Below are 14,363 nucleotides of genomic sequence, written 5' to 3'. Positions count from 1 at the left end.
TCAAAAAATCCAAAGATTAAAAAAATTAAAGCAATGCTAAAGACTTCAAAAAAAAAATCAGATCCCACGATTTTTATCATTTTCGGCGGAACAGGAGATTTGACCAAGCGGAAAATAATGCCCGCGCTTTACAACCTTTTTCTCAATAAATGGTTGCCTGAAAATTTTGCAATTATTGGCACTTCGTCAACCAAAACGAATGTTCAAAAATATATTGATGACTTACAATCTGCCGTCGACGAGTTTTCCCGAAATGGCAAAACCAATGAAGAAGACTGGAAAAGATTTTCCGCAAATATTACTTTTCAGGATGCTGATGTTACAGATTCTGCAGCGTTTAAACCCTTTGCAAAACTGATTGATCAATATAAAAAGGAATGGCAGAAAACGCCTTCTATTATTTATTACTGCGCCGTGGCACCACGCTTTTTCTGCACGATAGCCGAAAATATTTCAAAAGCTAAACTCGAAAATGATCCGAAGACAACACGGATTATTATAGAAAAACCGTTTGGAATCGACCTGGAATCTGCCAGGGAACTCAACAAAAAACTGCTTGGTATTTTTGCAGAAACGCAGATTTACAGAATCGACCATTATTTGGGTAAAGAAGTGGTGCAGAATATCATGGCTTTCCGTTTTGCGAATTCTATTATGGAGCCACTTTGGAACCGAAATCATGTGGAGCACGTTCAGATTTCGGTTACGGAACAGATTGGGATCGAAGGTCGAGGTAATTATTTTGAACATGCGGGCATTTTGCGGGATATGATTCAAAATCATTTGTTGCAGTTGCTCTGTATTATTTCAATGGAACCACCGATAAACTTTAATGCCGATGAGGTTCGGGATAGAAAAGTGGATGTTTTAAAAGCAATGCGTAAAATTGAAACCGGAAAAGTGGAAACCATGTCTGCACGAGGCCAGTACAGTTCCGGATGGATAGAAGGGAAAGAAGTTTTAGGCTATCGCGAAGAGAAAAATGTAGATCCCGATTCGAATACAGAAACCTATGCTGCTCTAAAACTTTATGTGGATAACTGGCGCTGGCAAGGCGTTCCCTTTTATTTGAGAACAGGCAAGCGGCTTTTCAAATCAGCTTCTACAATTACCCTGCAGTTTCGGGAAATTCCGCACAATATTTTTCTGTCGGAAGAATCCGGTGCTCCAAAGCAAAACCGATTGGTGATCAGTATTCAACCCGATATGGCAATCCGTTTTCAACTGCAAAGTAAAGTTCCGGGGCTCGAAATGAATTTAAATACGGTAGATGTTGTTTTTGATTATTCGGCAGGAAAAAAAACAGATTCGCCGGAAGCCTACGAAACCCTTTTGCTGGATGCTATTACCGGTGATCAAACGCTGTTTATGCGGGCTGACCAGGTAGAAGCTGCCTGGGAATTGATTATGCCGATCCTCAATTACTGGGAAAAAAATAAGGAACAGAATTTCCCCAACTATTCGGCAGATTCCTGGGGGCCGGAAAATGCCGAAGCCCTGATTGCAAAAGATGGTTATCATTGGTTCAACCTGCCTGATAATAAATAATAAGGTTTAAAATGGACTTAAATATTTACAATACTGTTGATGAAGTGATGAACGCTTTGGCTACGTCCATTTGTCATGCTTCGGAACTGGCGATTAAAAAGCGCGGACAGTTTAATTTAGTGCTTTCCGGTGGAAGTTCACCGCGGAAATTATATGAGCTTTTGGCATCAAAAAGCTACCACAATAAAATTGCCTGGAATAAAACCTATTTTTTCTTTGGTGATGAACGGTTTGTTCCCGAAAATGATCCGCAGAGAAATTCGCTCATGGTGAAAGAAGTTTTATTTGATCCTCTGAAGATCAAAAAATCTCATATATTCAATGTCAACACGACCGGTTCTCCGGAAGAAGCTGCCCACAAATATGAAGAAGCCATTGCAGCACATTTTCAAAACAAAACAGTTGAATTCGACTTTGTTCTGCTGGGTCTTGGCGATAATTCGCATACCGCTTCCCTTTTCCCAAATACATCGGTCTTGGACGAAACTGAAGCTGCCATTAAATCCGTTTTTGTAAAAGAAGTGGAGATGTACAGGATTACAATGACTGCACCCCTGATAAATCAGGCCAGAAAAATTGCGTTTTTGGTTTTCGGAGAAGAGAAATCCCAGGCGGTATTTCATGTTCTGAAAGATCTATCCGGTTCAGAAAAGCAATATCCAGCTCGTTTAATTATAAAAGAACAAAAGAAAGTGCAGTGGTTTTTAGATAAAAAAGCCGCGTCCCGACTATAGCTGAAAATATTTTCTGTAGTAGTTCGTATTAAATTTTCAAAAAATTCGAAAGCGTTTCCAAAAATAAATCCTACCGAAACTTCAGCTTGGAAAGCATTAACTGTGGACCAAACTCAGATGAAAAAAGTACAGTTGAAAGACCTTTTTAAAATCACTCCCATTTAACTTTTTTACGGAAAATAAACCAACCAATTCTTTTAAATCAAAGAGAAATCTGGGTGCCTTATGAACAGGAAATATTTGTTCAGGAAGTTATCTGGAGTATTTTCAGTTTTAACCCTTGGGATGGGGAACTCCGTAAACAATTGGACCAAAAGGCACTTGCTGAACCGGGCAAAACACCAAATTTAACTCTGCGAATCAGGGTGTGAATGGCGTAAATTATTTTAACAATTATGTAATGGATTTAAGTATAGAATTATTCACCTTTGAATGTCAATAGCGATTACGGTCTAAATAAAGAGGTAATTCTATAAGTTGTAATCACACATGCTTGATCATACAATTTAGAATAATAATAGTTGATGAATGATATTCTGATAGCGGTTGAAATATAAATAATTTAAAACAATGAAAACAAAGAACACAAGTGCGAGTACATTGAAAAAATTATTTAAAACTGTTTTCACATTCGCATTATTTATAGCGATTTATGCCAATTTTGGCATGACCTGCGTTTCTGCGCAGTCACGAATTTCTGCAACGATTACCTACCAAACTTTTTATGATGAACTTTCTCCCTATGGACACTGGATTGAGTATCCAGGCTATGAGCATGTCTGGAGCCCCAATGTCGATGGAGATTTCCGACCTTATTTAACTAATGGAAGCTGGGAATACACCACCGATGGTTGGGCTTGGGTTTCCAATTATGATTGGGGTTGGGCACCTTTTCATTATGGCCGCTGGTTGTACGATCCTCTATATGGATGGTTATGGATTCCCGGTTATGAGTGGTCTCCGGCTTGGGTAACTTGGGGAGAAGTCGATGATTATTATGCCTGGGCACCTTTGGGGCCTCTTGTAAATGTAGGTTTGGCTTATTATAACTGGAGACCTAATGCTTTTTACTGGAATATTGTTCGAAGAAATCATATTTATGACAGAGATGTATCCAGATTCGCTGAAGATCGAAGCAGAGATAATACTTTCGTAAATAGAATCCACACGCTTAATAATTTTAACAGAACATTTATCCATAATCAATATTATTCTCACGGACCGGAATTAAAAAATGTTGAAGAATACACCAGCCGGCGAATCACTCCTGTATCAATTAAATCAGCGGCGAAAATAATACCGGCAAAAAGAGAAGGTAATAATTTACATCTCTATCGTCCAGCCGTAGTTCATCCGCAACCCCCGGTTTTTAGAAGGATGAATATTGACAATGCTCCAATGAGAACAGGAGAAGAAAACTTCAGGCAACAAAACAATAATAATAGAAATTCACAATTAATTGAGAATAATCGGCAAGATCAAAATAGGGAGGCCAGAAAAACACGTTCTTTAGAGAAAGCCCCTCGAAACCAAAATATGGAGGTCCGAACATCACCATTATCAGAAAGAAGACGTCAAATTTATAATACAGAAGAACAGAGAATGCCTCCTGTAGATAGAGCTACCCAACGACAAAATATAGAGCGTATGCCTGAAATGAGAAGTCCGGCACGTTCTTTCGAAAGCAGAATGCCGCAGGGTTCAGGTAGAAGAAGATAAAATGATTCCAGATCGCGGATATTCTTACTATTTTGAAAAAATACCGGTAAGTTTTTTTTATAACATTTTTCTCATATAGCAGGTTTGCTGTCATTAAAAAATCTCTTTTAATGGTTTACACCGAAAATATTAGACTTCATTTTAGCTGGTTTAAAAAAATTAGGTGTTGCGCTTATAAAGTAGCGTTCGGTCTTTCTGATAAAATAAGTTTTAATAAATCATCATAATTAAATTCTAAAAAAATGAAAAAGTCAATTTTAATTTTAGCGATGATAGGATTGGGTTTTCAATCCTACGCACAAGATAGAGAAGTTCTTTACAGTGCTGTCCTGAAAAGAGGAGACGTTCCGGAAGTTGTCCTTAAATCAATTGAAACAAATTTTCCGAATTACGTTGTGGAAGGTTATAACGCGGTCCCTATTGATTATGTAGCGGGAAATGTATATGTGAATAACGATGTAGACCTTTCCGATATAGATAGTTATCAGATAACAATTTCTTCAAAGAATAAAAAACTTGTCGCCAATTTGGATGGAGACGGTAAATTGATGAGCACTGTAGAAAATATAAAAAATATTCCTCCGCCATCAGCCGTGTCCCAATCTATCGCATCAGCATATCCCGGCTGGACTATCGGTAAAGATAACTATCATATGATTAATTATGCTAATGGAAAAACTATTGAGCATTACAGATTCCTTCTTTATAAAGACGGAAAAACCAAACGGGTTCATACCGATGCCAACGGTAAAATTCTAAAGTAAAATTGATTCTAAATTGATAAAAATGATAACAGCGAAGTATATTGTACTTGCCGCGATTTTTCTAACCTTAACCAATTGCAAAAAGAGGAAGATGGGTGATCAAGTAATGAATAATAAAGTCCAAACTACACCCTATGAATCTGATATTAAATTTGCTGAAGCTTTAAAATTTATTGGAAAAGAGCAATTTCCAAAAGCTTCAAAAAGAATTAAAGAAGGAATTGCTGCTTTCAATAAAGAAGCGAAAAACCTTAATAAAATAGAAAAACAAAAACTAGATTCTCTTAACTCTCACTTAATTAAGGTTTCAAATGATCTCGAAAACGGGAAGGCTTTTCAGATCAGTCAAATAAGAAATCTTATCGCCAATGCCGAGATTATCGTGAATCACAGTTACTTAAGCAGTATTGACCTGTTGATTTGGGAAGATCCAGACGCTGCAGAAATAAACACAACCTCCAAAAGATTAGATGTTACTTTTGCTAACCTTAAAAATACAGAAGGGACAGTAAAAGAAGATGCGCAAAAAGATCATCAGGATTTGGTTACCGAAGGGGAAAAATTGAAGGACGAACATGAAGTTTTGGAGAAAAGAACTATAGATTTCAACAAAAAAGTTAATGATCACTTTAAGAAGAATTTTCCGGAATTATCTTATTTAAATTAGAGGACTAAAATGTTTTTATATAAATTTTTAAAATTAATCTAAAGGAAAAGTGATGTTCCATAGCATCCGCTAGATGAATACCATTTTTTTATCTCCCAATTATTTCGATTGGGAGATTTTTTCCTCTTAAAATAAATGTCAATTTTAAAAAGAGAAGGCTGGTTTTTTCAGCAGTTGCTTTAATTAAAGAATGAATAATGACCAAAATAATCAATGTTATTAATTATTTTTAACAGCAGTATATATTTAATTTACGGTGTTTCTAAACGGTTTCAATAATTCCCATCGCCGCATAATACGCAGCCCCGATCAAAGCCGTCTGATCGTTCAGCACTATTTTCACGGGAACTGTTTTTAGCAGATGTTCCATACGCCCGAAGCTTATAAAGTTTTTATAAAATTCTTCTTTATTAATGAGACCCAGAATTTTAGGAGCAATCCCGCCACCGATATACAGGCCACCGGTTGCCTTCGTTTTTAAGGCAAGCTGTGCCGATTCCACACTGAGGTATCTTATGAAGAGATGCAGAGTTTCAGTACATATCGGATCTTTTTTTTCCAGAGCGGCGCTAGAAATTACAATAGGCGGATCTTCATTTTGAAATTGTTTCGTGAGCCACTCGGGTTCTTTTTCATTTCTGTAGTTTCGTAAAAATTGATAGATATTATGAATCCCCTGGCCTGAAATAACCCTTTCACAGCTAATGTGATCAAATTTTGTTTTTAGAAATTTCCATAATTCTACATCAAGGGGAGTGCTGGGTGCAAAATTACAATGTCCACCCTCGGTCGCATACGGATGATAATGTGAACCGTCCCAATACATTCCGGCCTCGCCAAGACCTGTGCCCGGCGAAATTACTGCTGCATTGCCTTCTGATTTCTCACCTTGTGTCAAAACTTCAAAGTCGTTTTCTTCAAGTGCGGTTAATCCGTAAGCGTTGGCTTCCAGATCATTAATCAGAAATACCCGTTTAATGTTTAAATCAGATTCTAATATTTTAGCATCGATTTCCCACGCAAAATTTACGCCGCGAACTTTGTCTCCATCCACGGTACCGGCGACACCCAAACAGGCACAATCAATCGGGGAGGATTTATCTTCGTGAAAATGAAGAATTGCCTTTACAAAAGAATCGTGATCAGTAGTAGGATAGCGCTCATTTTTAATTGAAACTAATTTTCCTTTTTGAATTTCAAAAAGTGCCACATTCGTTTTGGTTCCCCCTACATCTGCCGCCAAAACCATCCCAGAATCGGGTAATTTATTTTTGCGGGAAGGATAGGCCATGGGTAAAATGGCATCTGAAATATCAGGTAATGAAATTGATTTAAAATTCTCCATTTTTGATTGCTTTTAATAGTTGTGCGATTGCGCTGGAATTGTGTTTTATATGGCTTTTAATTTTCCGGCAGGCTTTCCGGGACTGTCATTTTTGCTACACCTATTCTGTCATCGGCCATTCCGTAATACACATCAATTCTGTTGGGTTGGCCGATGTCGTCACGGCGGTCTGTGCCGGTAGGAAATACGACATTACCAACGGTTCCGATTTTTTCTTCCGGTAAATCTGGAAATAAAACAGGTTTCGTGGAGCGGTATAATATTTTTTGGGGCTCTTTTTCAGATAAAATCATCACGCCTGCAGAATAAGAATATTTAGGATAATCTTTAGTGCAGTTTTCATGTTTTTGTACGCCATGATAAATGATTAACCAACCATGTTTTGTCAGGATTGGAGGGGCACCGCCGCCAATTTTTAAATTTTCCCAGGAGTAAACAGGATTGGCTAAACAATGATGGGACGTGAATTTTGCATTTCGTAAAGAAGTGTCTTTTCCTGCTTTCAGGTTGAAATAAGAAATCCATATACTTTCCTTATTTTTATCGATATTTCGGTATTCGCCCCTTTTAACTGTTTCTTCCGGAATACTTTCAGGAAAAAGAGGCCGGTGCAACATGGCAATAGAAGTGTGGTGGTGCGGACTGGGCAGAGCAATGGGAAAAAAACTGGCATCTTTATCATCTACATTATTAAAATCAAGTGGATGATAAAGAGTGTAGCCAATCAAACCCATTCTTTCCCAGGTGAAAAGATCTTTCGATCTTGCCATGGCGATGCGCGGCCCGTGTGGGCCATAAGCCGTATAAGTCATAATATAATGTTCCACAGGCTTTACGTAGGTTATCCGCGGATCCTCGCAACCGCCACCGCCATTCGGACGTTTCTCATAGTCTGCTTCAGGTTCCAGCACAACTCCCAAACGTTCTACGCCGACGGGATCACCAGCTTCATTAAACTGTACTTTTGCAATACCGATGCGTGAGTAATTATTCCTGGCGACCAAACGCGGGAAAAGATAAAGATTTCCGTCCGGACCGCGGGTTACTGCAGGGTTCAGTACGCCTTCGACTTCCAATTCATTTCCTTCCTCCGGTTTCATGATGGTGCAAAGTCGATGTAATTTGAAAGGTATCATTGTTTTTTAATTTTTGGAGGTTAAGCAGGCAATGATTGTTTCAATAATTCTTTTGGTTTCATCTGGATCTCTTACCTGAATACAGTCTGCGCCGGTATTTCGGGCAGGATAATCGTTGCCGCCTTCAAATAATGCATCGCCGATAAAGAGCATTTCAGGAATTTTTATTTCTAAAATTTCATTAAGTTTTCTTATTCCATACGCCTTATCAATCCCCGGCTTTACAATATCGATGGAGGTTGTTCCGCCCATACCGATCGAAAATTCGCTTAACGTTTCTTTCAGTGGTTCGACAATTTTTTTACGTTTTTCAAAATCCGGATCCCACACTTTTTTCTGATCCAGTGGTGCCTGTTGTCCTAATGCAGAAAAGGTAATCTGACTTCCCCGGTCTTCAATTTGCGCGCCCCAGGTTTTTTTGATGTCCAGATGGGCTGCTTCTATTGCGGTATGCAGATTGTTCAGAATTTTTTCTCTTTCTTCCGCAGTGAAATTTTCTTCATACAATTTTTTCCAACCTTTCCTGTAGCGGTAAAACTTTGTTCCACAAGTCGGAAGAATCATTAATTTTTTAAGCATCGCTTTCGTTGGTAAGTACTGCAATACCTGTGTTTCGAACTGAGGCCAGTCACCACCGGATATAATAGCGATCTGGGCAACTTCGAGTAAATTATTTAAGAGGTCAGCCATTTCCCTGTCAATAGCTGATTTGCTCTTTGTCAAAGTACCGTCTAAATCAAAAACAATGAGTTTTTTCATCTTTTTTTAATTCAGTTTTTATCGGATATAGCGATTTGCAGCAGCGTGATTTCTTGCGCCGGATGAAGATCGAGCAGTCCGATAAGTGCCGGCAGAAGCATCACTTCACCTTTATCGATGGGGTAATCTTTACCGCTGTAATTCATCGAGCCCTTGCCGTCTATGCAAACTAAAATTGCCGGTTCATCTTTGAAGCCCACCATACAATTTGATTCGGTTTTAATTCGCCAGACTTTAAAGTGTTCATTATCGAAAAGTTTTTCGGTATCTTTAAGATCAGGGGTTTTTAAAGGGATCACCGGTCCAATATCCACTTGATTAAAATCAATACAGGCCACGGCTTCGTACACCTGGAGCTCGCGGGGTTTTCCCGTTTTCTGATCGGTTCGATCCCAGTCGTAGAGGCGGAAAGTGACATCACTGTTTTCCTGAACTTCAAAAACGACCGTCCCGCCAAGGGTGTGAACCGCTCCGGAATGAATAAATACGGCGTCGTCTTTTTTGGGCACAAAACTGTGGAGACAATCGGATACGGAATTGTTTTTGATGGATTCCAGCAATTTCTCTTTCGTTATTCCTTTTTTTAAACCCGCATAGATTCGGCTGTCTTCACTGGTTTCCAAAACGACCCAGGCTTCCGTTTTTCCTGAATCGCCGTCGGGGATATAGTCTTTTTGATGATCCGAAGGATGCACCTGTACCGACAGTACTTCTTTGCAGTCCAGAAATTTTAACAAAAGCGGAAAATGATCGAAATGGCCGCCCAATTTACCCATAATTTCGTACCGGAAATCCTGCATTAACTTTGTCAAAGTTGTTCCTTTCAGTGCTCCTTCGGACACCTCGTTTGCATAATCTTTCCGGTCGCTTAACAGCCATGCTTCGCCCACGGGCTCGTCTTCAGGAAGTGGTTTTGAAAGTAAATTTTCTAATCTCCTGCCGCCCCATAACCGATATTGATAAATAGGATCGAATTTTAAAGGATACATTTGATTGCTCATCTTGATAAGTTTAGAATAATGAACAGCTGTTTATTTTAATAGGTCAAATCCCGCGTAAAAACTTCCGGTTTTCATATTACTTTAAAATTGAAAGATTTAACCAGTTTTTGAATATAGATCAAACGTAAATATGAGTTATAATTACCTGAAAAGTGTTACATATTTGCCGTAAGAATTACATATATGACAGATTTTAATGAAGCGGAATAAAGGATGAAATTAATTATTACTAAATTCGTTTTTTTTATTTTCATTGGTGTTTACGACAATGATTTTTTTAAATACGGAAAGGCAAGACTATGAGATCATTAACATCATTTCTGCCAGAGATTTAAATTTTCAATAAAAAAGAAATCCGACCAAGATTCGAAATAGTGGAAAAATAATAATATTTTATTATTTGAAGGGGACAGGAATATACCACCTCTATGCTGATAGCGCTGTAAAAATTTATCAGATCCAGGTTAATGAAGCAAATATAATCACTACAATGGGATCAAATACTTTGGTAACTGCTGAAACTTCTGTAAACAAGATCCCTACCGTTGTTTTTTCTGAAGGCAATAAGGTATATGTTTCTAAAGTTGCAGGCGATAGCAAAGTAAATATTTACAATACCAATGGCGGACTGTAAAATCTGCAGATACAAAAAATGATATCAGTCTTGAATTAAAAACAGGAGTGTATATCGTAAACGTATAGACTGATAAAGGCGTAAAATCCTAAAAAGTATTAGTCAAATAAACTTATTTGAAATGTCATTTTTCAAATTATATTTAGAAAGGCAGCGATAATTTATTGCTGCCTTTTTTGTTTCAGTTATGGAACGTGACTTAGAGAAGGTTGAAATGTAACTTTCCTGCGAAAGTGAAATATCACAAATCATTCCTATCCTCATTGGAATATCCCATTTTTGTTAATATTTTATCCAGCAGACACCAGTTCGTTACTGAAGACTGCAGTAAATTAATGCCCACAAATCCTGTTAACCACAACCAGTTTTGGCTCACATAAATTGATAAAAGAATGCTCACCAAAATCATGGTTCCGGCAAATGCGTGGATTATTCTATTTCTCATAATTTTTTATTTAATTTTTAAAATTGCTGTTCTAAAGCGACAAGCGCAATGTGGATCTTGGAAAGTGTTTCTTGTTTTCCATTGAATTCTCTGATTTTTTCCAGAATTTGAACGGAATTTTCCGCCGATACAAAAACCGTGAATAACAAAGATTCTGTTTCTGAATAGGAAGATGCGAACCAATTTTCTAATGCATTGCTGGTTTTTTCATTCTTAAAACCTTGAACAGTGTGATAAGTGAAAGATTTTGCCCCGGATTTCACCAGTATATTTTTCATGTCATTTTCAAATTCCGTGATGGCCGTGATGAGTAATAATTTCATAGTTTGATGTTTTAAATTTCTCTGCTGAAATAGTTTCCAGCAGAGAAATGAGTTAATTAATCCTTAAGATTTTCTTCAATGGAATCGGGTTCTGCTTTTATAACTACAGGCTCATTCTTAAGCCATTTGTCTTTTTCAGACATGTAATAAATCAGCGGAATGACAATCAGCGTGAGTAAAGTGGAAATAATAGCTCCAAATACCAGCGAAATTGCCAATCCCTGGAAAATTGGATCGAAGAGAATGACTACCGCACCGATTACAACTGCTCCAGTAGTTAATAAAATTGGTGTTGTTCTTACCGCTCCGGCTTCAATGATTGCTTGTTTAATGGGTGTTCCTTCCTTCAGGCGGATTTCAATAAAATCAATGAGAAGAATTGAGTTTCTCACCATTATTCCGGCCAAAGCAATCATTCCGATAAACGAAGTTGCCGTAAAGAAAGCGCCTAATAACCAGTGTCCAAGCACGATTCCGATTAATGAAAGTGGAATTGGAATCATCATCAGAACCGGAGTTTTGAAGTTTTGAAACCAACCCACAATCAACATATAAATAATGAGGATGACCACTAAAAACGCCGCTCCCAAATCCCGGAAAACCTCCAAAGTGATTTGCCATTCTCCGTCCCATTTCACGGTGTAATCGGATTCATCTTTCGGAGCATTCATGTACAGTTCATTCAAAGAATATCCTGCCGGAAGTTGAATGTTTTTCAGTTTTTTATCCATTCCGAGAATCGCATAAGCCGGACTTTCTAATCCTCCAGCCATATCTGCAAGGATATAAACCACGCGTTTCTGGTCTTTTCGGTAAATTGATTTTTCTAAAGTTTCCCGTTGAACTTTCACCAAATCACTAACAGGAACCATTCCGCTTTGACCTTTTACTTTCAGATCGGTAATATCTGAAATACTGGTTTTATCGCCATCTTTTAATTTCATCACAATATCAACGGCGTCATTGGATTTTGGATCATATAAATTCCCGATGGAATGTTCGCCAATCAGATAAGTGAGGTTTCCTACAATTTGTTGTGGAACAATGCCGTTCAACATTGTTTTTTCTTTATCAGCCACAATTTTGAATTCCGTTTGTGGCGATTCTACCATCCAGTCCACATCCACAACATCATCCGTATTGATGAGGATTTTTTGAACTTCATCTGCAATTCTCACCTGCTCATTATAATCCGGTCCGTAAACTTCCGCAACAATGGTGGATAAAACCGGCGGTCCGGGTGGAACTTCTACAATTTTTACATTCGCACCGTATTTTTTCGCAATCCTGTGAATTTCTGGGCGAATGACTTTTGCAATATCGTGACTTTGCAGATTCCGGTCTTCTTTATGCAAAAGATTCACCTGAATATCCGCTGTATTGCTGCTTCCACGCATGTCGTAATGACGAACCAATCCATTAAAAGTAATGGGAGATGCCGACCCAATATAAGATTGATAATCCACCACTTCCGGCACGGTTTTCAGATATTGCGCGATGTCTTGTGTAGCGGCCGCAGTTCTTTCTAAAGTCGTTCCTTCGGGCATATCGATGACCACTTGAACTTCATTTTTGTTGTCAAACGGAAGCATTTTTACCGCCACCCATTTTGCACCAAAAGCCAACATGGAAATCATTAATAATATAAAAGTAACTCCGAGCATCGTCCATCTTTTTTTACCATTATCCAGCAATGGTTGCTCAATTTTTTTGTAAATTTTGTAGATGAAACCTGTTTCCAGACCCTGTTCTTCTTTATGTTCTTCAGAATCTTTTACCTTTAATAAATGGAATCCTAAATAAGGCGTAATCGTCAATGCTACGAAAAGGGAAAGTAACATCGCAATCGACGCTCCAATAGGCATTGGAGACATATAAGGCCCCATCATTCCGGAGACAAATGCCATCGGTAAAATCGCTGCAATTACCGTAAATGTTGCCAAAATTGTCGGATTTCCTACTTCGTTGATGGCGAAAATTGCGGCTTGCTTGAACGGTAATTTCTTCATGTGAAAATGCCGGTGCATATTTTCTGCAATGATAATACTGTCATCAACAACGATTCCCACTACGAAAACCAGGGCGAAAAGCGTAATTCTATTGAGCGTATAACCCAACATATAATAGGAAAAAAGCGTTAAAGCAAAAGTTAAAGGAACCGATAGAAAAACGACCAATCCGCCTCTCCATCCCATGGCAAGCATCACCAAAATGGTTACGGCAACAATGGCGATTCCCAAGTGTCCCATTAATTCTGAAACTTTATGAGACGCAGTTTCCCCGTAATTCCGGGTGACTTCTACATGAACATCATTGGGAATTAGAGTTTTCTTTAAAGTTTCTACTTTTGCTAAAATTTTCTCGGAAATATGCATTGCATCTGCACCTTTAACTTTCGAAACAGAAAGCGTTACCGCAGGATATTCTGATAAGAAACTCTTGCCTTTTTCGGTTGCTTTACATAATTCGTGGAAGAGGAAGCACCGTCTTCAATTTTTGCTACCTGTTTCAAATAAACCGGCATATTTTGCGAAGTTCCGATCACGAGATTTCCGACCTCTTCGGCAGAACTTAAAAATTCACCTGTTGTGAGTAAATATTCCTGATCGTTACTGGAGAAACTTCCGGATTGGGAACTTCCGTTATTCGCCTGAATCATCTGCATAATTCCCAATGCATCTACATTGGATTCTGCCATTTTATCTTTATCAATAATTACTTTTAACTGTCGGCTTCTTCCTCCAATCACGTTAGTTAAAGAAACATCTTTCACCTTTTTTATTTCAGATGAAAGTTCTTCTGTAATTTGTCTTAACTGAAAATCGTTATATTTTTCGCTCCAAAGCGTTAAACCCAACATAGGAACATCGTCGATGGAACGCGTTTTTATCAAAGGTTCATACACTCCTTTTGGGAAGATGTTTTTGTTCTTCATCATCTCATCGTAGAGTTTCACGTAAGAACGTTCGGTGTCTTCGCCCACGTAAAATTGTACGATAATCATGGCTTTTCCGTTCATCGCCATGCTGTGAACATGCTCTACACCTTTGATGTTGGAAATTATTTTTTCCAAAGGTTTCACCACGCGGTTTTCTACTTCTGTGGGATTTGCACCGGGATAACCGACCATTACATCTGCCATCGGAACAATGATCTGCGGCTCTTCTTCTCTCGGTATTAAAGTGGAACTGTATGCGCCAATTACCATCAAAGCAACCATTAATAGAATGGTGAGTTTTGAATTGATAAAGACTTTGGCAATCTTCCCTGCTATTCCTTCTTGCATAA

General features: G+C 38.3%; 13 protein-coding genes and 1 pseudogene. 7 read left to right on the top strand and 7 right to left on the bottom strand.

All coding sequences use genetic code 11. The annotated features are described in order from the left end of the window. The first annotated feature begins 33 nt into the window (after positions 1–33). From zwf to NBC122_RS00885, 6 genes are all read left to right on the top strand, one after another. A complete protein-coding gene (zwf, locus tag NBC122_RS00910; RefSeq protein ID WP_133438577.1) occupies positions 34–1,548 on the top strand; it encodes a glucose-6-phosphate dehydrogenase in 1,515 nt (504 codons plus the stop codon). A gap of 11 nt (positions 1,549–1,559) precedes the next feature. Continuing rightward, on the top strand, positions 1,560–2,282 hold the full coding sequence (gene pgl / locus NBC122_RS00905) for a 6-phosphogluconolactonase (RefSeq protein ID WP_133438576.1): 723 nt from the start codon (positions 1,560–1,562) through the stop codon (positions 2,280–2,282). Between the two features lie 218 nt (positions 2,283–2,500). Further along, complete coding sequence (locus NBC122_RS14700) at positions 2,501–2,653, top strand: hypothetical protein (RefSeq protein ID WP_394345888.1); 153 nt, start codon at positions 2,501–2,503, stop codon at positions 2,651–2,653. 199 nt (positions 2,654–2,852) lie between these two features. Then, on the top strand, positions 2,853–4,001 hold the full coding sequence (locus NBC122_RS00895; RefSeq protein ID WP_133438575.1) for a DUF6600 domain-containing protein: 1,149 nt from the start codon (positions 2,853–2,855) through the stop codon (positions 3,999–4,001). 242 nt (positions 4,002–4,243) lie between these two features. Beyond that, positions 4,244–4,765 carry a hypothetical protein gene (locus NBC122_RS00890; protein ID WP_133438574.1) on the top strand — a complete coding sequence of 174 codons (522 nt, stop codon included), beginning with the start codon at positions 4,244–4,246 and terminating at the stop codon, positions 4,763–4,765. Positions 4,766–4,856: 91 nt separating this feature from the next. Next, positions 4,857–5,432: a hypothetical protein gene (locus tag NBC122_RS00885; RefSeq protein ID WP_133438573.1), complete on the top strand. Its 576-nt coding sequence runs from the start codon at positions 4,857–4,859 to the stop codon at positions 5,430–5,432. A 262-nt stretch (positions 5,433–5,694) separates the two neighbouring features. On the opposite strand, the gene glk is transcribed toward NBC122_RS00885, so the two are convergent. The 4 genes from glk to NBC122_RS00865 are packed head-to-tail and all read right to left on the bottom strand — an operon-like array spanning position 5,695 to position 9,673. After that, entirely contained in the window at positions 5,695–6,777 is a 1,083-nt protein-coding gene (gene glk / locus NBC122_RS00880; protein WP_133438572.1) for a glucokinase, read from the bottom strand. A gap of 56 nt (positions 6,778–6,833) precedes the next feature. Continuing rightward, the gene (locus NBC122_RS00875; protein WP_133438571.1) at positions 6,834–7,913 is read right to left on the bottom strand and encodes a glycoside hydrolase family 130 protein; all 1,080 of its coding nucleotides are present in this window, start codon (positions 7,911–7,913) and stop codon (positions 6,834–6,836) included. Between the two features lie 6 nt (positions 7,914–7,919). After that, entirely contained in the window at positions 7,920–8,672 is a 753-nt protein-coding gene (locus NBC122_RS00870) for an HAD-IIB family hydrolase (protein WP_133438570.1), read from the bottom strand. Between the two features lie 11 nt (positions 8,673–8,683). Next, positions 8,684–9,673 (bottom strand): type I phosphomannose isomerase catalytic subunit, encoded by a 990-nt coding sequence (locus NBC122_RS00865; RefSeq protein ID WP_133438569.1) that lies wholly within the window; start codon positions 9,671–9,673, stop codon positions 8,684–8,686. Between the two features lie 490 nt (positions 9,674–10,163). Here NBC122_RS00865 and NBC122_RS14290 point away from each other — a divergent pair, with 490 nt between their 5' ends. Continuing rightward, positions 10,164–10,307, top strand: coding sequence for a hypothetical protein (locus NBC122_RS14290; RefSeq protein WP_165983171.1), 144 nt, complete (start codon positions 10,164–10,166; stop codon positions 10,305–10,307). Between the two features lie 241 nt (positions 10,308–10,548). Here the strand turns inward: NBC122_RS14290 and NBC122_RS00860 are convergent, their stop codons facing one another. The 3 genes and pseudogenes from NBC122_RS00860 to NBC122_RS00850 all read right to left on the bottom strand — a co-directional run bounded on the left by NBC122_RS00860 (position 10,549) and on the right by NBC122_RS00850 (position 14,361). Further along, entirely contained in the window at positions 10,549–10,752 is a 204-nt protein-coding gene (locus NBC122_RS00860; RefSeq protein ID WP_133438568.1) for a YgaP family membrane protein, read from the bottom strand. Between the two features lie 17 nt (positions 10,753–10,769). Further along, positions 10,770–11,075, bottom strand: coding sequence for a hypothetical protein (locus NBC122_RS00855; RefSeq protein WP_133438567.1), 306 nt, complete (start codon positions 11,073–11,075; stop codon positions 10,770–10,772). Between the two features lie 56 nt (positions 11,076–11,131). Beyond that, positions 11,132–14,361 (bottom strand): annotated as a pseudogene (locus NBC122_RS00850) (efflux RND transporter permease subunit). Positions 14,362–14,363 lie beyond the last annotated feature (2 nt).

The sequence above is a fragment of the Chryseobacterium salivictor genome, assembly GCF_004359195.1.
Classification (GTDB): Bacteria; Bacteroidota; Bacteroidia; order Flavobacteriales; family Weeksellaceae; genus Kaistella; species Kaistella salivictor.
The sequence above is the reverse complement of the archived record's forward strand: the minus strand, read 5'-3'. Positions and strand labels throughout refer to the sequence as shown.